At 70.1% G+C, this 21,477-nt stretch carries 18 protein-coding genes; 7 read left to right on the top strand and 11 right to left on the bottom strand.

The features are described 5' to 3' along the window. Window positions 1-42: 42 nt before the first annotated feature. From pilQ to OEB96_RS06605, 7 genes are all read right to left on the bottom strand, one after another. Window positions 43-4,407, bottom strand: coding sequence for a type IV pilus secretin PilQ (gene pilQ, locus OEB96_RS06635; RefSeq protein ID WP_266214602.1), 4,365 nt, complete (start codon window positions 4,405-4,407; stop codon window positions 43-45). 39 nt (window positions 4,408-4,446) lie between these two features. Next, on the bottom strand, window positions 4,447-5,067 hold the full coding sequence (locus tag OEB96_RS06630; RefSeq protein WP_266214601.1) for a hypothetical protein: 621 nt from the start codon (window positions 5,065-5,067) through the stop codon (window positions 4,447-4,449). Beyond that, window positions 5,064-5,723 carry a type IV pilus inner membrane component PilO gene (locus OEB96_RS06625; protein ID WP_266214600.1) on the bottom strand — a complete coding sequence of 220 codons (660 nt, stop codon included), beginning with the start codon at window positions 5,721-5,723 and terminating at the stop codon, window positions 5,064-5,066. Before OEB96_RS06625 ends, OEB96_RS06630 begins: the two co-directional genes overlap by 4 nt. Before the next feature lie 46 nt (window positions 5,724-5,769). Further along, on the bottom strand, window positions 5,770-6,453 hold the full coding sequence (locus OEB96_RS06620; RefSeq protein WP_266214599.1) for a PilN domain-containing protein: 684 nt from the start codon (window positions 6,451-6,453) through the stop codon (window positions 5,770-5,772). After that, window positions 6,450-7,514 (bottom strand): type IV pilus assembly protein PilM, encoded by a 1,065-nt coding sequence (gene pilM, locus OEB96_RS06615; RefSeq protein ID WP_266214598.1) that lies wholly within the window; start codon window positions 7,512-7,514, stop codon window positions 6,450-6,452. Before pilM ends, OEB96_RS06620 begins: the two co-directional genes overlap by 4 nt. A 74-nt stretch (window positions 7,515-7,588) precedes the next feature. Then, the gene (locus OEB96_RS06610) at window positions 7,589-8,011 is read right to left on the bottom strand and encodes a helix-turn-helix transcriptional regulator (RefSeq protein ID WP_266214597.1); all 423 of its coding nucleotides are present in this window, start codon (window positions 8,009-8,011) and stop codon (window positions 7,589-7,591) included. Window positions 8,012-8,428: 417 nt separating this feature from the next. Next, window positions 8,429-9,928: a sigma-54-dependent transcriptional regulator gene (locus OEB96_RS06605; protein WP_323137346.1), complete on the bottom strand. Its 1,500-nt coding sequence runs from the start codon at window positions 9,926-9,928 to the stop codon at window positions 8,429-8,431. Between the two features lie 78 nt (window positions 9,929-10,006). On the opposite strand from OEB96_RS06605, the gene OEB96_RS06600 reads away from it, so the two are divergent. Further along, window positions 10,007-10,849 (top strand): M90 family metallopeptidase, encoded by an 843-nt coding sequence (locus tag OEB96_RS06600; RefSeq protein WP_266214596.1) that lies wholly within the window; start codon window positions 10,007-10,009, stop codon window positions 10,847-10,849. Here the strand turns inward: OEB96_RS06600 and OEB96_RS06595 are convergent. Next, window positions 10,813-11,451, bottom strand: coding sequence for an RloB family protein (locus OEB96_RS06595; RefSeq protein ID WP_266214595.1), 639 nt, complete (start codon window positions 11,449-11,451; stop codon window positions 10,813-10,815). The genes OEB96_RS06600 and OEB96_RS06595 overlap by 37 nt on opposite strands. Continuing rightward, entirely contained in the window at window positions 11,448-12,725 is a 1,278-nt protein-coding gene (locus OEB96_RS06590) for an AAA family ATPase (RefSeq protein ID WP_266214594.1), read from the bottom strand. Before OEB96_RS06590 ends, OEB96_RS06595 begins: the two co-directional genes overlap by 4 nt. Window positions 12,726-12,836: 111 nt before the next feature. On the opposite strand from OEB96_RS06590, the gene OEB96_RS06585 reads away from it, so the two are divergent. The 3 genes from OEB96_RS06585 to OEB96_RS06575 are packed head-to-tail and all read left to right on the top strand — an operon-like array spanning window position 12,837 to window position 15,908. Further along, entirely contained in the window at window positions 12,837-13,703 is an 867-nt protein-coding gene (locus OEB96_RS06585; RefSeq protein ID WP_266214593.1) for an alpha/beta hydrolase, read from the top strand. After that, window positions 13,700-15,181, top strand: coding sequence for a glycerol kinase GlpK (gene glpK / locus OEB96_RS06580; protein ID WP_266214592.1), 1,482 nt, complete (start codon window positions 13,700-13,702; stop codon window positions 15,179-15,181). The genes OEB96_RS06585 and glpK overlap by 4 nt, the downstream gene beginning before the upstream one ends. A 25-nt stretch (window positions 15,182-15,206) precedes the next feature. Then, a complete protein-coding gene (locus OEB96_RS06575; RefSeq protein WP_266214591.1) occupies window positions 15,207-15,908 on the top strand; it encodes a DUF4336 domain-containing protein in 702 nt (233 codons plus the stop codon). Between the two features lie 10 nt (window positions 15,909-15,918). Here OEB96_RS06575 and OEB96_RS06570 read toward each other — a convergent pair whose 3' ends face one another. Then, the gene (locus OEB96_RS06570; RefSeq protein ID WP_266214590.1) at window positions 15,919-16,395 is read right to left on the bottom strand and encodes a hypothetical protein; all 477 of its coding nucleotides are present in this window, start codon (window positions 16,393-16,395) and stop codon (window positions 15,919-15,921) included. A 48-nt stretch (window positions 16,396-16,443) separates the two neighbouring features. On the opposite strand from OEB96_RS06570, the gene OEB96_RS06565 reads away from it, so the two are divergent. The 3 genes from OEB96_RS06565 to OEB96_RS06555 are packed head-to-tail and all read left to right on the top strand — an operon-like array spanning window position 16,444 to window position 21,018. Beyond that, a complete protein-coding gene (locus tag OEB96_RS06565) occupies window positions 16,444-18,444 on the top strand; it encodes a PEP-utilizing enzyme (RefSeq protein WP_266214589.1) in 2,001 nt (666 codons plus the stop codon). Between the two features lie 56 nt (window positions 18,445-18,500). Continuing rightward, window positions 18,501-19,808, top strand: a complete 1,308-nt coding sequence (locus tag OEB96_RS06560; protein ID WP_266214588.1) for a nitroreductase family protein — start codon at window positions 18,501-18,503, stop codon at window positions 19,806-19,808. 19 nt (window positions 19,809-19,827) lie between these two features. Beyond that, window positions 19,828-21,018, top strand: a complete 1,191-nt coding sequence (locus OEB96_RS06555) for a nitroreductase family protein (RefSeq protein ID WP_266214587.1) — start codon at window positions 19,828-19,830, stop codon at window positions 21,016-21,018. Window positions 21,019-21,031: 13 nt separating this feature from the next. On the opposite strand, the gene OEB96_RS06550 is transcribed toward OEB96_RS06555, so the two are convergent. After that, window positions 21,032-21,451 carry a SpoIIAA family protein gene (locus tag OEB96_RS06550; RefSeq protein WP_266214586.1) on the bottom strand — a complete coding sequence of 140 codons (420 nt, stop codon included), beginning with the start codon at window positions 21,449-21,451 and terminating at the stop codon, window positions 21,032-21,034. Window positions 21,452-21,477: the final 26 nt, after the last annotated feature.

Below are 21,477 nucleotides of genomic sequence, written 5' to 3'. Positions count from 1 at the left end.
TCGCGAGGCCGCCGTCGGGCCCTCGGCCGGGCCGCCCGTACATCAGCCGCCGATGCTGCTGGCGCGGTTGACGATCTTGGGCGTGAGGAAGATGAGCACCTCGGAGCGCGTGTCGGCCTCGTTCTTGTTCTTGAAGAACCACCCGACGATCGGGATGTCGGCCAGCCACGGCACCTTGGAGTAGTTGACGGCGCGGTTGCGGGTATAGATGCCGCCGATCACCGCGGTGTCGCTGTCGTTGACCAGCATGCGGCTGCTCGCCTGCTTGGTCAGGATCGTCGGATCTCCTCGCGCGCCGGTGTTGATGAAGTCGGCTTCGTTCTTCTGCACCTCGACGTCGAGCAGCACCGCGCCCTCGTTGGTCACGTGCGGGGTCACCCGCAGCGCCAGCGTGGCATTGACGAAGCGCGTGTTGACGCCCTGCGCGCTGACCTGCGAGATCGGAATCTGCACGCCCTGCTCGATCTGCGCCTCGCTGTTGTCGAGGGTGACGATCTTGGGGGCGCTGATGATGCGAACCTCGCCGGTCTCCTCGAGCTGCGACAAGCGCAGGTTGGTATTGAGGTTGCCGCTGATGCTGCCGAACGAGAAGCCCAGCGCACCACCCGAGCCGGTGCCGACCGGGGCGGGGAGATCGACCACGTAGTTGGGATTGGCCGCGGCCGACGGCAGCACCAAGCCGCGAGCGTCCGCCGGGGTACCGGTGGCACCACCGGCCAGGCCCACCGAGTTGGGGAACAACAGGCCCGTGGGGTTGCCGGTGCCGGGGCTGGCCGTGAAGTCGAAGCCCCACTGGATGCCCAGCGTGCGCTGGAAGTTGGTCCGCGCCTCGACGATGCGCGCCTCGATCAGCACCTGCGGGGTCTGGGCGTCGAGGTTGGCGACCAGCTGCTCCGCGAGCGCGATGTTCTCGGCCACGTCCATGATGATGAGCTGGTTGGTCCGCGAGTCGGGCGTGACCGTGCCGCGAGGCGACAGCACGCTCTGGACCTTGGGGATCATCTCGTCGACGGTGGCGTAGGAGATCGGGACGAGCTTGGTCTCGAGCGGCTTGAGCTGGATCCGCGCGTTGGCCTGCTCGATGGCCTGGCGGCGCTCGTTCTCGAGATCCTCGGCGGTGGCCACCCGGATCACGTTGCCCTCGCGCACCATGCCCAGCTCGAGCGAGCGCAGGATGATGTCGAGCGCCTGATCCCACGGCACGGCCGTGAGCTTCATCGTCACGCTGCCCTCGACGTTGCGACCGGCGATGATGTTGACCCGGCCGATGTCGGAGAACAGCAGCAGCACGTCCTTGATCGGCGCGTCCTGCAGCTCGATGTCGATCCGCTCTCCCCTCCAGCGGGCGCTGTTGCGGGTCGGGGTCTGCGAGGTGGTGGGCTCCGAGGGCCCCAGGCTTCGCGAGCCCGAGGGAGCGGGAGCCATCATGGCGGCCAGCGGAGGACTGCTGGCAAAGCCACCGACCTTGGGGCCGGGCAGGCTGGCGACCTCGTGCGCGGGCGGGCCCTTGCGCGGCCGGGCCGCGGCCATCGCGTTGGCGTCGCGCGGGAAGTGCCACACGAGCTTGCCGTCGCCCTGCTCGAGCCGAGGTCCCACGGGGCCGCGGGTCGCCACGATGACCTTGGCGCCGCCGTCCTCTGCGAACGAGGTGATGCGCTCCACGGGACCTGCGTAGTCGCGGGCGTCGAGGCTGCGCTCGAGGCTGGGGTCGATGTGAACCCCCTCGAGCGCCAGGAGCTGGATGTCGGGCGTGAGGGTGCGGCCCTCGAAGCGCACGGGACCGTCGATCTCCACGATCACGCGCGACTCGTCGTCGTCGTCCTCGAAGCGAACGTCGCGGACGAACGAGCGCAGGGCCTCGTCGTCCGAGGGCGCCTTGGATCGGGACCGGGATCGGGACCGTCCCTCGGGAGCCGCGGCGTTCCCCGGAGCCGCGGTCTTGGCGAGCTGCTGGCGCGCGTCGGCCACCTTGCGCTCGAGGCTGGCGAGCTCCTCGCTACGCTCGACGATCTCGTCGGCCAGCGCCTCGCTCTTGGCCTGCTGCTTGGCGAGCGTGCGCTCGAGCGCGTCGCGGTCGTCCTCGAGCTCGTCGATCTCCGCCTTGGCGCTGGTGAGCCGCGCATCGGCCTGGGCCTTGGCCTGCTTGGCCGCGGCCAGCGAGCGCTGCAGCTCGTCGGAGACTCGTCCGCGGGTCTCCGCCTCGCCGATCTCGCGCTCGACCCGCGCGAGCGCCTTGTCGGCCTTGGTCCGCGCCGAGGCGGCGGCCCGACGCTCGGCCTGCGCCGCCGCGAGCTCGCGCTCGGCCTTCGCCAGCGCCGCCTTGGCCTGCTCCTCCAGCGCCGCCACGCTCTGGTGCTTGCTCGCCGCGTCGGACTTGGCGGCCGCGAGCTCGCGCTCGGCCTTCGCCAGCGCCACCTTGGCCTGCTCCTCCAGCGCCGCCGCGCTCTGGTGCTTGCGTGCCGCGTCGGCCTCTGCCGCGGCGAGCTTTTGCTCGGCCTGCGCCAGCTTGGCCCGCGCCGCCGCCTCCAACCCCTCGGCCTGCTTGCGCGCCTTGGCCAGATCCTCGTCGACCTCGCGCTGGGCCTTGGCCTGCGCCTTGGCCACCTTGCTGGCGATCTCGGCCTCGCTGCGAGCCCGCACCTGGGCGAGCGCGCGCTCGGCCTCCCGCACCGCGCTCTTCTCGGCCTGGGCCTTGGCCTGCGCCAGCTCGCGCTCGGCCTCCGCCTCCGCCGCGGCGAGCTTGCGCTCGGCCTCGAGCTTGGCGGCCGCGGTGGCCGCGGCGACCTTCTGCGCCGCGTGGACCTTGGCCTCGGCCACGATCGCATCGGCCTTGCGCCTGGCCTCTGCCTCGAGCTTCTCGGCCGCCGCCACCTTCTTGGCCGCTTCCTGCTCGGCCCGCGCCTGTGCCTCGGCCTTGCGCTTGACCTGAGCCTCGAGCTCGGTCGCCGCGGCCAGCTTCTGCGCCGCTTCGCGATCACCACGTGCCCGAGCTTCGGCGAGGATCTCCTTGGCTCGCGTCTCGGCCGCCTCGGCCGCCGCCAGCTTCTTGGCCGCGTCCTGCTCGGCCTTGGCCAGCGCCGCCTCGGCCTTGGTCCGCACCTGCTTGGCCGCCTCCTCCGACTTGGTCGCGTCGGCTCGCGCCTGCTCGAGCCGAGCCTCGGCCTCCGCCGCCGCCTGCTCGAGCTTGTGCTTGGCGGCCGCATCGGCGGCCCGGGCCGCCGCCGCGGCCCGCTTGGCATCCTTCTGGGCACGGGCCAGCTCCGCATCGGCCTTGGCTCGCGCCACCTTTGCGTCGGCCTCGGCCTCGGTGAGCTCGGCCCGTGCGGCCGACAGCAGCTTGGCCGCGTCCTGCTCGGCCCGCGCGGTCTTGGCCCGTGCCTGCTGCAGCTTCGCCGCGGCCGCGACCTCGGCCTGCTCGGCCCGCCCGCGTGCCTCGGCCAGCTGCTTGCGCTCGACCTCCGCCTGACCACGCGCCTTGGCCAGCTGCTCGCGCTCGGCCTCCACCTCGGCCCGCGCACGGGCCAGCGCTCGATCGGCTCGCTTGCGCTCGGCCTGGGCCTGCTCGCGCTCGGCCTGGGCCTCGGCCCGCGCCTGCTCGGCCTGCTTGAGCGCGCGCCGCAGTCGGAGCTTGCCCCCCGAGGCCTCCTCGAGGGACCGCCGCGCCTCGGCCTCCGCCGTGGTCGCGCGCCGCTCCGCCGCGGCTGCCCGCTGCTCGGCCTGCTGGGCCGCCTCGGCATCGCCGCGCGCCTGGCTCACCTTGCGCTCGATCTCTTGCTGCTGTTGCCGCGCGTGGCTGGCCAGCGCTCGGGCCTCTGCCTCCAGCGCCTTGACGTCACGGGCGCTGCGCTCGATCTCGGTGCGGCGCTCGTGGGCGCTCTTGCGCGCGAAGTAGGCCTCGGGTGCCATCTCGCGGGGCGTCACCGTGATCACCAGCTCCTCGCCCTTGGGCAGCACGATGTAGCTGGCCTCGCGTCGCAGCTCGATCACCAGCCGGACCAGGTTGGTGTCGCGCTCCTGCACGCCATCCACCGTGACCCGCCCGCAGGCCCAGGTATCCAGGGGAACGTGGGGCACGACCTTGCCAGGCTCGCTCCCGGCGATGTCGACCACCAGGCGCTCGGGACCGGACAACCGATACACGTTGAACGTGGGCTTGCGGCTGCCCTGGACCCGGAGCACGGTGGTGCCGTCCTCGAGCTCCTCGACCGACAGACCGTCGATGCGATTGCGCTGCTCGAGCGACCCCATGGTCGCCATTCCGAACAGCGGGGGCGAGGGCTCGACCAGCGGGACGGGCCCGAGCCCCTCCAGGATCGCAGCGTTGGCCACGGCCGGGACCTGGGTCACGAGCACCAGGGCAAGGGGCGCCGCCAAGCGAGACAGGGACATGGAGTTGGGCTGGCTCATGAAAGGGCGGCTCCTGCTACCGGGGTGCCGTGGCACCGGTCACTCGTTGCGGAGGTACAGCGCACGACGCTCCCCGCGTTTCATGCCGAGGCTGCCGGCGAGTTCCTCGTCGACGACCTCGATCTCGACATAATCCCGATTCACCGCGACGAGCAAAACTTCGGCGCTGGAGAAGTACTCGCCCTGCCTGACGGCCCCCGAGAACCCGTCGCCGGCCACGAACAGGGCCCGTGGTCTCACGCCCGATCGCCGAGAATTTGCGATCGCGACCAGCTTGAGGTCGTCGAACGAGTAGCGTCGCAGCTCCACCGCCCGCTCGGCCCGGATCGGGTCGGGCTCGGGCTGCACCGGCTCGGCCGCCACCAGGCCCTGGAAGGGATCGCGGCGGCGCACGAACGAGGTTGCATCGAGGATGGGCGGCGGCCGCTTGGGCGTGTCCGCCTCGGGCGCCTCCATCGCGATCGGAGCGGCGGCGTCGGGCGTGGCACGGCGGCTGGCCGGCGCGGCCTTGCCGTCCTTGGCGTCGCCCTTCTTCTTGTTGTTGGCCCCGGGCACGCCGCGCGACATCGTGTTCGGGAGTTCCTCCTCGCCGCAGGCCGCGGCCAGGAGCACGAGCGCGAGCGCGAGCCGTGAGGGCGCCACGAGTCGATGGATGCTCACTTGCTGCCTCCCCCGCTCTCGCTACGGCTGCGGCGCGATGGCTGGCGTGCACTCTGAGGAGCGCTGAGTTCCTCTGCACTGAGGGCCCGGTAGGTGGCCGCCTCGAACTCGAGCGCGAGCATCGGCACGTCGCTGTCTTCCTCGCGCTTGGCGGTCTGCAGCTCGAGCCGCACGTTCTCGATCGACAGCGGTCGCCGCAGCTCGCCGAGCTGGCGGAAGAACTCGCCGATCTGGGCCCACGAGCCCCGCGCCTTCACCTTCACCGGCATGCGCGCATAGACGTCCTGGCGCTGCTCGGGCTCGTTGGTCCAAAAGTCGAACGACACGCCCACCTGGCGCGCCTTCTGCTGGAAGGTCTCCATGAGGTTGTCCACCGCCGACGAGCTCACGGGCACGATCTCGAGGTTCTCGCGGGACTTGGCCTTGCGCTCCTCGTGCTGGCGCTGCTCCTCGAGGAAGTTCTCCTTCTTCTTCTGCAGCCGCTCCAGCTCGGTGTTGGCCTTGGCCAGGCCGCCCTCCGCGGCCTCGCGAGCCTCCACCGCGTCCACGTAGAAGAGGAACCACCACACCGCCGCGAGCATGGCCGCACCCAGCACCCACACGATCAACCGTTGCCATATCGGCAGGTTCTCGATGCCATCGAATGCCGAAGCCATTACGTCCTCACCTCCTCCGGGCCGACCCCATCACCACGCTCGATGACTAGTCCCACTGCTTGACCTCGACATCGAGCTTCCAGGTCAGGTGCGGCTCGTCCTTGCCCTTGGCGTCCACGCGCTCGAAGTTGGGGTGCGACACCCGCCCGAAGCGCGCGCTGGCGCGCAGCCGCCGGGTGAACTCCGACAGGTCGGTCGCGTCGCGAGCCCCGCCCTCGATCACGAGCAGCCCCCCCTTCTCCTCGACCTTGGTCAGCCACAGCCCCGTGGGATCCCACAGCGGGTTGGGCTCGGCCTGCGCATCGGTCTTGGTCAGCTGGCGCAGCTTCTCCTTGTCGATGTCGGGGCCGCCGCCCTCCCGTGCGTCGGTGAGGATCATCGCCAGCTCGTACATCACGTACACCGGCGTGCGCCGCTTGGACTCGAGCTTGTCCTTGATGGCCTCCTGCATCGCCAGCTCTTGCTTGCTGGCCTCGAGGCCCTCCTCGTCGATGTCTTGGCTGATCTTCTCCGCTTCGGCGGTCTTCTGCGCCGCCTGCTGGCGGACCTCGGCCGTGGCCTCCTCCTCCATCAGGAGCAACCACCACCCCGCCCCGCCCAGGAGCAGCCAGCCGATGAGCCAGCCCATCACCCACCACTGGCCGACACCAGCGCGCGCGGACCCCCCCTTGGCCGCGGCCAGGGCCCGGGCCGCCTTCTTCTTGGTGGGTAGGAGGTTGATGCGAATCATGTCGAGTCTCCCGGTCGGCGCAGGGACAGGCCGAAGGCGATCGATGCCACCGGGGCGTTGGCCCGCAGGTAGTCCACGTCGAAGCGCCGCGCGTCCACCTCGACGCGCACGAAGGGGTCCAGGATCTCGACCGGAATGCGGGAGCGATCCTGGATCGCCTTGGGCAGCTGCGGCACCAGCGACGACCCCCCCGCGAGGTAGATGCGGGACAGCTGCGTGTCGACCGCATCGTTGATGTAGAAATCGAGCGAGCGCTGGAACTGCTCGGCGACCTGCTCGCTGACCTGGGCCAGGATGCGGTGCACTTCCTGCGGCACCACGTCGGCCCCCGCCCCGGCGGCCGCAATCGCGCCTCCCACCTTGTATGCCTCGGCGCCGTCGATGCTCACCGCGAGCCGCTGCTGGATCGCCGAGGTATAGGTGTTGCCCCCCGCCGAAATCTCGCGGTTGAACGAGGGCATCCCGTTGTTGACGATGGACAGCGTGGAGTACGAAGCGCCCACGTTGATGATGGCGACCGCCTCACCGGGCGCGTAGCCGATGCCGCCCTCGACCGCGTTCTGCAGCGCGAACGCGGCCGTATCGACCACCAGCGGCTGAAGCCCCGCGTCGCGCACGGCCTGGTTGTACTGCTGGACCACCTCGCGCTTGGCGGCGACCAGCAGGACCTCCATCTGGCCCTGCGGCGTCTGCTGCACCAGCACCTCGTGGTCCACCACCACGTCCTCGCGGGAGAACGGGATGTTCTGCCGAACCTCCCACTCCATCTGCTCCTCGAGGGCCGGCCCCTCCATGGCCGGGATGGAGAGCCGCTTGATGATCACCGCGTTGCCCGAAACGGCGATCGCCGTGCCCTTGCCGCGCAGGTGGATCCGCCGGGTGAGGTTGCGAATGGCGTCCACCACGGCGCTGTGGTTCATGATGACGCCGTCCACGATCGCCTGCGGTGGGATCGGCTCGATCCCGAAATTCATCAGCGCGACGCCTCGCCGCCCGATCTTGAGCTGCACGAGCTTGATGGCGCTCGACCCGATGTCGAGGCCGATGCACTGCTTGGCCATGGCCTAGGACTCCCTCCTGGCCCCGTGGCTCGCCCGCTCGGTATCGAGACGAAGCGAGAGGACCCGCGCGGGGGTCAGGGCAGATCGAGATCGGGGAACACGTCCTTGGCGGCCGACGGCTGCAGGCCCAGCGCTTCGAGGATCTTGCGCTTGGTGTCCATGCGGCACGGGCAACCCGCCTCGACGCGATCGATCGTCAGCGGGCTGACGCCGGCCCGCCGAGCAAGCTCGGCCTTGCTCATCATCGCGGTCTGTCGCAGCTTGCGGACGTTGTTGGGGTGAGACCCCGCCTTCGGACGCGTACGACGCGACTTCCGTCCGCCCTCCGCTGGACTGGCCACGGGAGGGGCCGACTCGCCCGAGCCCGCGGCCTCGGGCCGCGTCGAGACCCGCGGCGGTGCCGAGACGTCCTCGACCACGGCCGAGATGCTCTCGACCGCAGCCGCAGCCTCTCCACTCGCAGAGGCCTTGCCTCCGTGGTTGCCTTCCGGGTCCATGCGTACGAAGCACGGTCATTGTCGACGCCGATCGAGAGTCCGTCAACGCGAAGATTGCGCGTCAGAGATATGTAAGTGAGTGATAGTGATAGGGAATTGATAGGTCATTGAAGTGATCCAAATGACCGACCGAGAGGCTCCCCACCCGGGGTGGAGAGGGACAAGTCCTTGAGTTTGTTGGGCAAAGCGTCACCGTCGCACACCACGCCAAGGTCCAGCCTCGGAAGTCCGGACAAGCATTTCACGAGCACCCCCACCCAGCCCAAAAATTGAGGGAATTCCACCGCGCTAGCCCCGCAACTCGGGATCCGGCGGGGACGGCCCCGGGGCCCGGCGCCGCGTGCGGGCCTCGTGAGGTCGGCGTCACTCTTCCGGGAGCGGCGTCTGGCGGCGGCCCAGGCCGCCGACATTTCTCGACTAGAACCCGAATTCCTTGATCTTGTAGAGCAGCGCGCGGTGGCTGAGGTCGAGCAGCTTGGCCGCGTGGGTGCGATTGCCCGAGGTCTGCTCGAGCGCCCGCAGGATGAAGTCACGCTCGACCGCTCGCTGGGCTCGCTTGACCGACAGGTCGTCCTTGGGAAAGCGCAGCTGAAACCACGCGTCGTCGTCGCCGACGTCACGACGGGCTCGAACGCGCTCGGGCAGCGCCTCGGGTCCGATCCACGGGCCCTCCGACATCACGGCGGCATGCTCGATGGTGTTCTCCAGCTCACGCACGTTGCCGGGCCAGTCGTAGGCCAGCAACGACGCGATCGCACTGCGGCCCACCCCCTCGACGTGGGTGCCGAGGCGCGCGTTGGTGGCGGACACGAAGTGCTCGACCAGCGGGGGGATGTCGTCCTTGCGCTCTCGCAGCGGGGGCAGCTCGATCGGCATCACGGCCAGCCGGTAATAGAGGTCCTGCCGAAACTCACCGTCCTCGACCATCTGGCGGAGCTCGCGGGAGGTCGCGGCCACCACCCGCACGTCCACCGCGATCGAGTGGTTGTCGCCCACGCGCCGGATTTCGCCCTCCTGCAGCGCGCGCAGCAGCTTGACCTGCAGCGGTGGCGGCAGCTCTCCGATCTCGTCGAGGAACAGGGTGCCGCCGTGGGCCTCCTCGAACAGCCCGCGCTTGTCGGCGGTGGCATCGGTGAACGCCCCCTTCTTGTGACCGAACAGCTCCGACTCCAGCAGCGTCTCGGGGATGGCGCCGCAGTTGACCGCCACGAACGGCCCGGCGCTGCGCGGGCTCTCGTCGTGCAGGGCACGGGAGGCCAGCTCCTTGCCCACCCCCGACTCGCCCAGCAGGAGCACCGTGGTCTTGTACCCGGCGACCTTGCGCACCATCCGCGCCACCCCGCGCATCGCCGCGGAGCCGATGAGCAGCGCGCCCAGGCGCTCGGTCTTGGCCAGCCGCTCGCGCAGCCGAGCCCGCAGCGCCGAGTTCTCGCGGCGCAATCGCTGCCGCTCCTGCGCCTTGCGCAGCGCCAGCACCACCTCGTCCTGCTTGAACGGCTTGCTGATGTAGTCGTAGGCCCCGCGGTGCATGGCATCGACGGCCAGGGCCACGCTGCCGAAGGCGCTCATCACGATCACGGTCAGCTCGGGGCGATGGGCCGCCGCCCACTCCACCAGCCCAAGGCCCCCCATCCCCGGCATGCGCACGTCGGTGAGGACCACGTCGAGCTCGGGCGTGGCATCGTCCTGCAGCCGCTGCACGGCCGTTTCGCCCGACTCGGCCGTGACCACCTCGTAGCCCTCGCGACGCAAGAGCAGCTCGAGCATGTGGCGCATGGGCTCCTCGTCGTCGACGACCAGGACGCGGGAGAAGGCGGGGGGTACGACGTCGAGCTCGAGGTCCGGTGCGGGATCCGGCGGAGCGGAATCGGGCGAGGGATGCTCGGCGGGAGGACGCACCACGACGGGAGGACGCACCACGAGAGGATGGTACCAGGGCCTTGCCGTCGATGACCGAGGCTGGCCGACCTCCGTCCGGGGTGCGACGCTCTCGGGATGTTCTTCGACTGGCTGCGGCGGCGACGACGCGAGCGGATCCTGGCCGAGCCCCTTCCCGAGGGCTGGCGGGAGATCCTCGAGCGCAACCTCGGGTGCTTTGGCGAGCTCGACGAGGAGGAGCAGGCGCACCTGTGCCAGCTGGTGCAGGTGTTCGTGGCCGAGAAGCACTGGGAGGGCCTGGGCGGGCTTGAGATGACCGATGAGATCAAGGTGACCGTCGCCGGGCAGGCGTGCGTGCTCATCCTCGATCTCCACCACGACCTCTATCGGCAGGTGGAGAGCATCCTGGTGTATCCGAGCACGGTGGTGGCCCCGCCGCCGTCCCAGGGCTTCGGGGCCGTGCTCACCGCTCCGCCGCCCGCGGCCATGCCCGTGCTGGGGCAGGCGTTCTCACGCGGGCCGCTCATCCTGGCATGGGACGCCGTGCGGCGCGGCGGCGCCGATGCTCGCGACGGGCACAACGTGGTGTTCCACGAGTTCGCCCACAAGCTCGACATGCTCGGCGGAGCGGCCGACGGCGTGCCGCCGCTGGCCGACGACGAGACCTATGCGCGCTGGGTGGAGGTGTTCGAGCGGCACTGGAACGAGCTGCACGCCCAGCAAGCGCGCGGGCGCAGGACCTTCCTCGACGCGTATGCCGGCAAGAGCCCCGCCGAGTTCTTCGCGGTGGCGACCGAGCAGTTCTTCGAGCAAGGGGCGACCATGAAGAGGAAGCACCCCGAGCTGTACGAGGTGCTGCGGGGGTTCTATCGCCAGGATCCGGCCGCGCGGCAGCGACGGCGGTCGAAGGACGAGGGCGAGACTCAGACGCGGCGCGGGAGACGCTCGACCAAGCGGTAGACGTGGCTGCCGGACTCTTGCGGCCAGCGCTGGGTGCGGTTGGTGTCGAGGGCGCGGGCACGGGCGATCGCGAGGTCGACGGCCTCACGGGTATAGATCTCGGGCTGGAGGCGGGCCTTGTTGTAGGAGCCGATGATGGAGCGAATCGCGGCCTCGCACTCGGCCTGGGTTGGCTTGGGCTCGTCGGAGAAGTGCAGCAGGAGCCAGACCTCGAAGGCCGGGTTGCTGATGGCGAGCTGATAGCCAGCGTCGAGGGCTTCCTTGCAGGCTCGGGCGAGGTTGGGGGCATGGCGGCCCGTGGCCCAGTGATCGACGTCGAGGCAGAGCCACCGCTCGTCGGCGTCGACCCTCTCGTCGAGCGCCCGCTCGACCTCGGCGAGGCGCAAGCGGACCGAGGTGGGATCGGATCGACGAGAGTCATCCGTGCTCAGCACCCTCACCACGACTCTGCGGGTGTCGAAGACGCCATTGGCCCTCAGCGCATCGAAGTACTGCTCGACGGCAAAAGTATCCTCGCTCGCGACCAGGAATACCCCCATGTCCCGAAAGCGCTCGTTGGCGGGCGGCAGCAAGCCCCGCCGCCGAATGTGGGAAGGGCTCACGACGCGTTCTTCTTGGTCGTGGCCGCAATGCGTGGGTTGCGGAGGAACGGGGTACCTCCGAAACGGCCAAGGAGGTACCCGCTCTCGATCTTGTTGCCGAGCTGCTCGAGTTGCTCCGCCTTGAACTCGGCGAGCGAGTAGATCGAGGAGCCTCCACCCAGATCCTTCTCGACGAACCGAATCGAGTCCTGCGGGAGCAACTCGAGATCGAGGAGGTTGGTGTCGTGCGTGGTGAAGATGAGCTGACCAGAGCTTGCCGAATCAGAAGCCAGGAAGCGTTCCAGTAGATTGCGAGACAGCAGAGAGTGCAAGCTTCGATCGAGTTCGTCGATCACGATGGTCGCGTCGGTCTTCTCCAGCAAGAACCAATTTGGCGCGAGCTCAACGAGACGACGTGTGCCGTCCGACTCCTCTTCCTCCTCGAAGAAGACGTCCTCGGTGACACCTCGTGTCTCGTGTAGAAATCGTATCTTGGGCTTGGCATTCTCCGTCCTGCGCGCGTGCAGACCCGCCAGGGACTCCACGGAATCGAGATCTTCAGCCTCGTTCCTCGGAAGAACCACCTCGAGACCCGCAACCCCTGCTCCTGCTCCTCGAAGCAATTCGGCCGCGAACGAGGTGACATCATCCCGTTTCGCGAAGACATTCGGGGCCGTGAGAACAAACCCCCAAAGCCCCCAAAAGAACCTCAGCAGCGGAGCCAACTCCTTCACGTTACGCTGGCTCGCCTCGGCCAAGAACAGCTGTTCCGGTCGCGTTCCCTCCGCTACGAACTTCCAGAACTGACGGCGATCGACATCGAATCGTAGCGCGTCTCCGATCTCGACCGAGACGTCGTCGCCGTCTCCGGTCGAGCGCAGAAAGACGTTGTTCTCTCCATCCCCGGCATCACGGTAGAGCCACTCAGCCTCGACTCGAGCCGCCGTGCAAGCAAAGCCATACGACCAGCGGAAACCGTCAGCCCATATCTCGAACTCGAACCGCGAAGGCTGGCGCCATGCGTCGGGAGCCAGCTTGAACGGCGAGACCCGAATTGGTCTTCCTGGAAGAGTGCCCACCAACACGAGCGCCGCCGCCATCTGCAGCGCCTTCACCAAATTCGACTTCCCCGACGCATTCGCCCCGTAGAGCGCCACCACCCGCAGCACCGGCCCGATCCCCGGCACCTCGATCACCTGCCCCGGCGCGTGCTCCACCCCGGGAACGGCCAGCAGGCTGAGCACCGTCTCGTCCCGAAACGACAGTACGTTCTCGACGGTGAATTGCAGCAGCATCGGCCGGCCTCTTCGCGAAAAACGTTGCTCCGTAGGAGTACCACGCCCTCGCTCCCTCCGCAGGGTGCCGCCCCTGCACCACCTGATCTAAGCTCGCCTCGCCTCCCCGCGATGTCCGCCCCCTCCTCCACCGGCTCGGCCGATCCTTCATCGGCACTGGCCGACCCGCGCCCGATCCACCACGGCGACGGGGCGCATGCGGTGCTGCTGCTGCACGGGCTGACCGGCACGCCCTACGACGTCGCGCCGTTCGCCGACGCCCTGTCCGCCCGCGGCTTTGCCGTTCGTGCCCCGCTGCTGGCCGGTCACACCGATCTCGCCACGCTCGAGACCACGTCGTGGCGCGACTGGTACGCCTCGGCCGAGGCCGCGTTCGACGAGCTGCACGCCGAGGGTCGTCGCCGCGTGGTGGTGCTGGGATTCTCGCTGGGCTCGCTGCTGGCGCTGCGCCTGGGGGCCCTGCGCGGCTCGGAGATCACGGGTCTCATCGCGATCTCCGTTCCCCTCGAGGTCCCGAGCTGGCAGCGCATCGGGATCAATGCCCTGGCCCGGCTTCGCACCACCCCGGGGCTCGGGCGCATCGTGGGCATGCTGCCCTCCGAGGGCCCCGACGTGCGGGTCGAGCGGGTGTTTCGCCAGAGCCCCAGCCTGCGCGGCTTTCCGTTCCCCTCGCTCGCCGAGCTGGTCGCGCTGCAAGACGAGGTCACCGATCTCCTGCCCTACGTGCGCCCACCGCTGTTGCTGCTGCACGGTCAGCACGACCATCGCGCGCCCGTCGAGCTGGCCGATCGCGTGGCCCAGCGCGTGGGCAGTCGCACGGTGCACAAGATCATCCTGCCGCGTTCGTTCCACATCATCGCGCACGACCTCGACCGGGAGCGCGCCCGTGACGAGATCGTGGGCTTCTGCCTCTCCGTGCTGGGGCGCCCCGTTCCCCCGCCGACGACCAACGAGACCAACCCCGAGACGTCCTCATGAGCGCCGACCTCATCCTCGCCATCGATCAAGGCACCACGGGCAGCACCTGCCTGCTGGTCGACACCGAGCTCCGCGTGCTGGCCAAGGCCAACCACGAGTTCCCCCAGCACTTTCCCCGCCCCGGCTGGGTCGAGCACGATCCCGAGGAGCTGTGGGCCTCGGTGCTGCACTCCATCGTCGACGTGCTCGGGCGCGTCGATGCGCCGGTGGAGCGCATCGCCGCCATCGGGATCACCAACCAACGCGAGACGAGCCTCTTGTGGGATCGCAAGACCAGCCAGCCGCTGCATCGCGCGCTGGTGTGGCAGGACCGTCGCACCGCCGACACGTGCGCCCAGCTCGAGGCCGCCGGGCACCAGGCTCGGGTGCGCGAGCTGACGGGGCTGGTGCTCGATCCCTACTTCTCGGCCACCAAGATCGCGTGGGTGCTCGACCACGTCGACGGCGCTCGCGCCAGGGCCGAAGCGGGGCAGCTCGCGGCCGGCACCATCGACACCTATCTGCTGTGGCGCCTCACGGGCGGAGCGGTGCATGCCACCGAGCCCAGCAACGCCTCGCGCACGCTGTTGTGGCCGCTTTGCGGCGGTGGCTGGAGCGACGAGATGTGCGAGCGCATGCGGGTGCCCAGGGCGCTGCTGCCGGAGGTCCGTCCCTGCGCGGGCGAGTTCGGCCGCACTCGCGGCGTGCCCGGGCTCCCCGACGGGATCCCGATCTGCGGGATCGCGGGCGATCAGCAGTCGGCGCTGTTCGGCCAGGCCTGCTTCGAGGTCGGTCAGGCCAAGTGCACCTATGGCACCGGGGCGTTCGCGCTGCTCAACACCGGTACGCGAGCGGTGCCCTCCGAGCACGGCCTGCTGACCACCGTGGGCTGGCAGCTCGGCGACGTGACCACCTACTGCCTCGAGGGCTCGTCGTTCATGGCCGGCGCGGTGGTGCAGTGGCTGCGCGACCAGCTCGGCCTCATCGCTCGCGCCTCCGACGTGGAGGCGCTGGCGCGCAGCGTGGACGACAGCGACGGCGTGGTGCTGGTGCCGGCCCACGCGGGGCTGGGCGCGCCGCACTGGCGACCCGATGCACGCGGACTCATCCGCGGGATCACCCGAGGCACCGGGCGGGGACACCTCGCTCGCGCCGCGCTCGAGGGCATCGCGCTGCAGATCGCCGACCTGCTCGAGGCGATGGCGGCCGATCTCGGCGCACCGCTCGAGCTGCTGCGCGTCGACGGAGGCGCGGCCGCCAACGACCTGCTGATGCAGATGCAGTCCGATCTGCTCGGGATCCCGCTCGACCGGCCCACCATGCTAGAGTCCACCGCGCTGGGGGCGATCTCGCTGGCGGGCTTGGGCGTGGGGCTGTGGCCCGACACCACGGCGCTTCGGCGAGCGTGGCAGCGAGACCGGCAGTTCACGCCGGCCGGGGATCCCGCGAAGATGGATGCGCTGCGCAAGGCCTGGCGGGCCGCGCTCGCATGCGCATGACCGCCGCGAACGGACACGAGAGCCCATGAACGACGACGCGCTCACCCCGGTGACCGAGGGCGTGTGGCTCGGGACGGCGCCCGTGCGCTTCCTCGGCCTGCGGCTCACCTCGAACATGACCGTGCTCCGCCTCGGCGACGGGAGCCTGCTGCTGCATTCGCCCGTCGCGATGACTCCCGAGCGTCGTGCCGCCGTGGAGGCGCTCGGGACGGTGGCGCACCTCTATGCGCCCAACACCTTCCACCACCTGCGGATCGGCGAGTGGGCCGCCGCGTTCCCTCGCGCACGGCTCCACGGCCCCGCGGGCCTCGCCAAGAAGCGTCGCGACCTGCGACTCGACCGGGCCCTCCCCGGACCCCCCGAGCCGGCCTTCGAGGGCGTGCTCGACGAGTTCCACATTCGCGGCTTTCGACTCGAGGAGCACGTCCTCCTCCACCGACCGTCGCGCACGCTGGTGCTCGCCGACCTGGTCCATGACATCGGCCGTCCCGAGCACGGGTGGACCAAGCTCTACACCAAGATGATGGGCTTTCACGACCGCGTGGCGCTCAGCCGCATGATCCGCTGGACCGGATTCCACGACCGCCGGGCCACCCGCGAGTGCCTCGACCGGGTGCTCGAGCTGCCGTTCGACCGGATCGTCGTGGGGCATGGGGAGCCGATCACCGAGCAGGCGCGCGAGCGCCTGGCCGACGCCTACGCCTGGCTGCCCCGCCGCTCGGCGTGATCGCGAGACCTCAGCCCACCGCCCGCCGCACGATCGTGACGACCACGTCGGCGGGCTCCACCGTCACCCACTGCTCGGGCGCGAATGCACCGCGCTCGAGCCACCGTCGAACCCGCTGCGCCGTCGCTTCCCGCAGCCGGCGCGCACGCACCCAGGGGCGCAGCAGATCGCCAGCACCTCGACGCCGGGCCGAAGCGAGCTCGATCAGCGTCCCTCCCGGGCGCAAGGCACTCCACCCCGCCTCGGGCAGCTCGACTCCGGGCTCGGGCAACGGCGACAGCACCACCAGCACGTCGAGCGAGGCGGGCAGCGCAGCATCGTCCAGCGCAGCAACATCGGCCCGTGCGAGCAAGCGCAGGAGCCCTCGCGAGGGCCTCCAGCGCGACTGCGGCGGCGCCGACCACACGGCCGCCCTCGCGCCCTCCCACCCGGGCACCAGCCAGCGGCGCAGCGCCGGACACGGCAGGTGATCGTCGAAGGGCGACACGAGCCCGCAGGCTACCGCAGCCGCGCGAGCGCTCCTATGCTCGGGCTCATGATCGAGGATGGGCTCGACCGCGAAAGCGGCGATGACCAAAGGCCCTGGCGTGGCTGGGACGACACCTGCCCCGCGACCGGCGACGCCCGGCTTCCCGCCAAGGCCCGCCGCCTGGTCGCGCTGGCGCGGGCCGGCTTGCCCGTCCCTCCGGGTGTGGTGGTTTCACCCGAAGCCACCGCGCTCGACGATCCAGCGATCCTCGCCCACGTACGCGCGCTGCTCCGGCGCGGCCCCGTCGTCGTTCGAAGCGCCCTGCACGGCGAGGACGAGCTCGAGAGCAGCGCCGCCGGGCTGGGCCGCTCGTGGCTCGGGTGCACCGACCTCGATTCCATCGCCACCGCCCTCGCCGACCTCGCGACGCAGCGACAGGACCCGTGGCTCGTCGCCTATCGCACCCCCACCACCACGTCCGGCCGCGGCGACCATGTCCTCGACCGCGCGATCGTCCAGCAGCAGGTTCCTCGTCGGGCGCTGCTGGTCCTCGCGGTCGATCCCGGAGGCTCGGTCGAGGTCGAGGTCCACACCGCCGACGGGGAGGCGCTCGCCCAGGGCCGCACTCCGGAATTCGCCGGCCTGCTCGACGCCTGGGACGACCCCGCGTGCGATGCCGTCCGTGCCCTCGTGGCGCGTGCGATCGACGTGCTGCCCTCCACGCCCCATGGTCACGATCTCGAGGTGGTGATCGACCCCCACGCTCGCGCACACCTGGTCCAGGCTCGCCCCCTGGTCGCCCCGCTGCACCCCGGCTGGTCCGAGTTCCATGCCGCGCTCGTGGCCGAGGGCCAAGCCGACGAGCTCCACGGCGTGCTCACCCTCGATGCCGAGCACAACCCGGTGCCGCTTTCGCCAGCCCATGCATGGCTGATGGGCTGGCTACGCACCCAGCGACCCAGGGCCGGCGATCCCACGGTGCTGGCCGGGTGGCTCTACGTCCGTACCTTGCCGCGCGACCTCGGTGGGGATCACGCCAAGCCCTCGTCGAGCCCCTCCGAGCGCCCGTCGGCCCGAGCCGTGCTCACCGAGCTGCAGGAGCACACGCTTCCGCGGGCTCGCGCGCGGCTGCACGCGGTCGAACGCGCGCTGTCCACCCACGATCCCCACGCCGTCGCGGGAGTCTTGCCCGTGGCCCAGCAGGCGTTCCTCGCCATGATCGACACCTATGTCGGCGTGCTGATCCCCGCCCGCACGCTGGCCCGCCGCGCCCTCGGTCCCACGATCGTCGCCGACCCACGGCGCCCGCTGTCCACCCGCGGCCGCGAAGGCTTCCTCGACGTGCTCCCGGCCACCTGGGACCTCGCCAGCAAGAGCCTCGCCGAGCTCGGCGCGCACATCGACCCTTCGGACCCGAGGGCCGAGCCCGTGAGCGAGCCGCCGGACGAAGCCACGGCCACCATCCTGCTCGGAGAGCACGACGATCACCTGTTCGCGCTGGGCCTGGCGCCCTTGCGGGCGTGGCACCTCGCCGCCGCGCGCGGCCTGGGCCTGCCCGAGGACGACGCCTTCATGCTCGAGGCGCCCGAGCTCGCGACGGCCCTCACCACCCCCACGGGCTCACCCCCCGACCTGCGCTCGCTCGTCGCGGCTCGTCGCGCCCAGCACGAGCGCCGGGCCGCACTACGCCCCCCCTTGCGGATCCACGACGGGCGCCCCGTGTCCTTTGGTCGCCGCGCTCGTCTTCGCGGAATCCCGCTGGGTCCCTCGTTCACCGGAGTGCTCGCGCCACGCCCCGACCTCGCCGCACTCCTGGCCGAGCCTCCCGGTCCCGACGCCATCGTGGTCCTGCCCTCCCTCACTGCCCCCGCCGCCGTCGCCCTCGAGCGCCTGGGCATACGCGCCGTGTGCTGCGAGCACGGAGGCCCGCTCAGCCACGCCGCCCTGATGGCACGCGAGCTGGGCCTGAGCGCCCTCATCGGCTGCCGCGACTGCACCACCCTGCCCGCTGGACAGCGCGCCCGCATCGACACCCGAGTCGGCCGCCTGATCCTCGACCCGAGCTAGGCGAGCCATCGGGTCCACCCTTGCGGGTCCAATGCGCGTCGTCGATAATCCGAGCGGTGTCCAACGACGAGAGTGCGTGGGCCTGGGCCGTCCCTGGGGTGGGGCTGCGGCCGCTGCTGCTGGATGCCGCGCAGGCCCATCGCTCCGGTGCGATACGCTACCGCGAGGATGCAACGGCGATCCTGCGCCATGACTCGACCGGAGAGCTCGAGATTGCCCCGAGCGCCCAGATTCCGTGCATCCGCGCGACGTTCGACGATCTGAACAAGTCGCTGTCCCGCCTGGCCAACTCCCCGCTCCTCCCCGGCGGCAAGACCCTGCGCGAGCTCTACGACGAGGCCTACGCCGAGTACGAGGCCCTGTGCGCCGAGACGATGGCCAGCGGCGGGGTCGAGCCGGACTACGGGACCTATGTCTTCGATCCTCGCGATCGATTCCTCTACCTCGTGGCCCCGGTGCAGTGGCACCGGCTCGGCTTGATCACGAGCAACAGCAAGCTGATCCAGGACCCCGAGGGCAAGCTCTCGTGGGCCGAGATTCGCGCCCGGCTCGAGCACGCCGTCATTGGCTTCGCCGGTGCGAGCGTGGGCGGCAACGTGCTGGAGGGATGGCTCAGAGAGGCCAGGCCGAGCCGGGTCAAGATCGCCGATCCAGACTGGGTGGAGCTCACCAACTTCAATCGCGGAGAGCGGATGTCGCTGCGCCACCTCGCGCTGAGCCGAGCCGCGCGCTTCGATCCCCGCAATTCCTACGATGTCCCCCGGATGTCGAAGGCGGCCTACATCGCCTACGAGGCGAGCCTGGTCGATCCATACATGGAGGCATTCGTGTACGAGGAGGGTCTCACGGACGAGAACGTCGAGCGCTTCCTGCTCGGCGATGGAGGCGACGAGCCGCGGCTCGACGTGCTGGTCGAGGAGACCGACGACATCGATCTCAAGATCTCGCTCCGAGAGGCCGCGCGGCGCCACGGGATCGACGTGCTGATGCTGAGCGACTTCGGACATCGTGCGCACGTCCTGTGGAATCCGTTCCGGACCGATGCGAGCGCGGCGATCGGTCACGGAGCGTCCGACGAAGAGCTCGCCGCGGCCGTGGCCAACGTGAAGAAGAACGGACGCAGCCACTTCCCCCGCGTCGTGACGGCGCTCTGCGGTCACGACTCGCTGGGCCCGGAGTTCGACGACTGGTTCGCCGGCGTCACCGAGCAGCCCACGGGGAGCCTCCCGCAGTCGGGTGCCACCGCCATGGCCTCGGGTGCGATCGGAGGCAAGGAGCTCGCGCTCCACGTGCTGGGGCACTCGCTACCGCCCGGCAATCGAGTCATCTACGATCTCGGGCACCGCACGTCCACGCTCGGCTAGCAGGGCATCGGAGGCTCGAGTGATCGACGTCGATGGCTTCTACGAGTCCGAGGGCGAGGCCGACGTTCCGCCCGGCCAGGCGTGGCAGGCGTGGCGGGTGAAGATCCTCCCCGAGCCGGCATTTCGGGCGCTCGGGGGCCACGAGGGGCTCTCGGGCGCTCAGCTGGCCTATCTGGCCGCGTTTGGTCTGCTCGCCCCCACCTCCCACAACACGGTGCCGCAACGCTTCGAGCCGATCGAGCGCAGGTCCGAGCTGCGGGTGTGGCTGGATCGTCGCGCGGTGCTGCCCGAGTCCGATTCCTGCGGTCGCCAAGCGACCATCAGCGTGGGGTGCGTGGTCGCCAACATCGAGCACGCGGCCCATCACTATGGATTGGCCGTCGAGCTCGAGGTCCTCGACACCCCGCTCGAGCACACGCACCCCGCTCGCGACGGGGAGCCGACGCTCGTGCCCCTGGTCTCCATGCGCTTCTCGAGGGGGAGCGAAGCGCCCCCCCGAAGAGCGGGCGCTGGCGCGGACCTGCTGGCGCTGATGAAGCGACGCAAGATGGTCCGTGCGAGGTTCGACGAGGCGGTCGCGCTTGGGTCGGAGGTCGCCGAGGAACTCCGTGCCATCGCGCGGGAGCTCGGAGGGCTCGAGCTCCACCTGCTCACCGATGCTCCCACGCTGCTGTTCCTGGGCAAGTTCCAGGAGCTCGCCGACAGCACCGTGTTCAACCGAGCCGGGTTTGCGCGCGAGCTCGGACAATGGACGCTCGCCAACGACGATCCCTCTGCGGTGGGCATGCGAGGCTGGGAGTTCGGGCTCTCGGACGAGGCGGCCCGCCACTTCAGTCGAGGCCTGCGCGGAGAGGCCACGCTGCTTCCCGACGAGGTGGCGGGGATGGCCAAGACGGCCAACATCGGGATGCGCTCTGCGTCGGCCGTCGGCGTCATCACGGTCGAGCGCGACGACCTCGTCCACCGCATCGCCGCGGGGCGAGCCTATGAGGGCATCGCGCTGTGCTCGTTGCGCCACGGCTTGGTGGCCTCCATGCACGCAGCGATCACCGAGGTCGAGGCCCCCAACATGGCGCTGCGCGGTCGGCTGAGGACGCGCCGTCGTCCCGAGGTCGTGTTCCGTCTGGGCCGCCCCAAGCTGCCCGAGGACGGCATGCGGCCCCATGCCTCGCGCCCGCTGCTGTCGTCCTTGTTGCTCCCCGAGGGCTGACGGTCGACCGACTTCAGATGCCGAGTCGGGTCTTGAGCACCTCGAGGGCCTCGCGGACGGGATCGAGCTGCCCTCGAGGCACCCCGAGATACGTGCACGCTTCCTCGAGCTGCTCGAGGTTGAACGCCTTGATTGCGGGGTTGAACCAGCTCAGAGCCGTGACGATGCCGCGGGTCATCGCGGAGTTGAGCATCACGGCGACCTGCTGGGGTCGATCTCGGAATGCCTCGTTGGCCTTGTTCCTCTGCAAGGAGTTGGGGCCACCGCCGATGCTGTAGACCAGCATCTTCACCGAGCCGTGAACGTTCATGACCCCGTTGGCGACGTCCCCGTAGCGATCCCAGTCCTCGTCCGTGGGGTTCTCCTTCGTGTGAACCGCGATGACGACGTCGTCGACGACCTTGCAGGCAAACCGAGGAGACGCGTACTCCATCGCGAATAGCGCGCATGGTAGCACGG

Source organism: Paraliomyxa miuraensis (assembly GCF_026337845.1).
GTDB classification, from domain to species: domain Bacteria; phylum Myxococcota_A; class Polyangia; order Nannocystales; family Nannocystaceae; genus Paraliomyxa; species Paraliomyxa miuraensis.
Note: the sequence above shows the minus strand (reverse complement) of the source record. Positions and strands in the feature narration are given on the sequence as shown.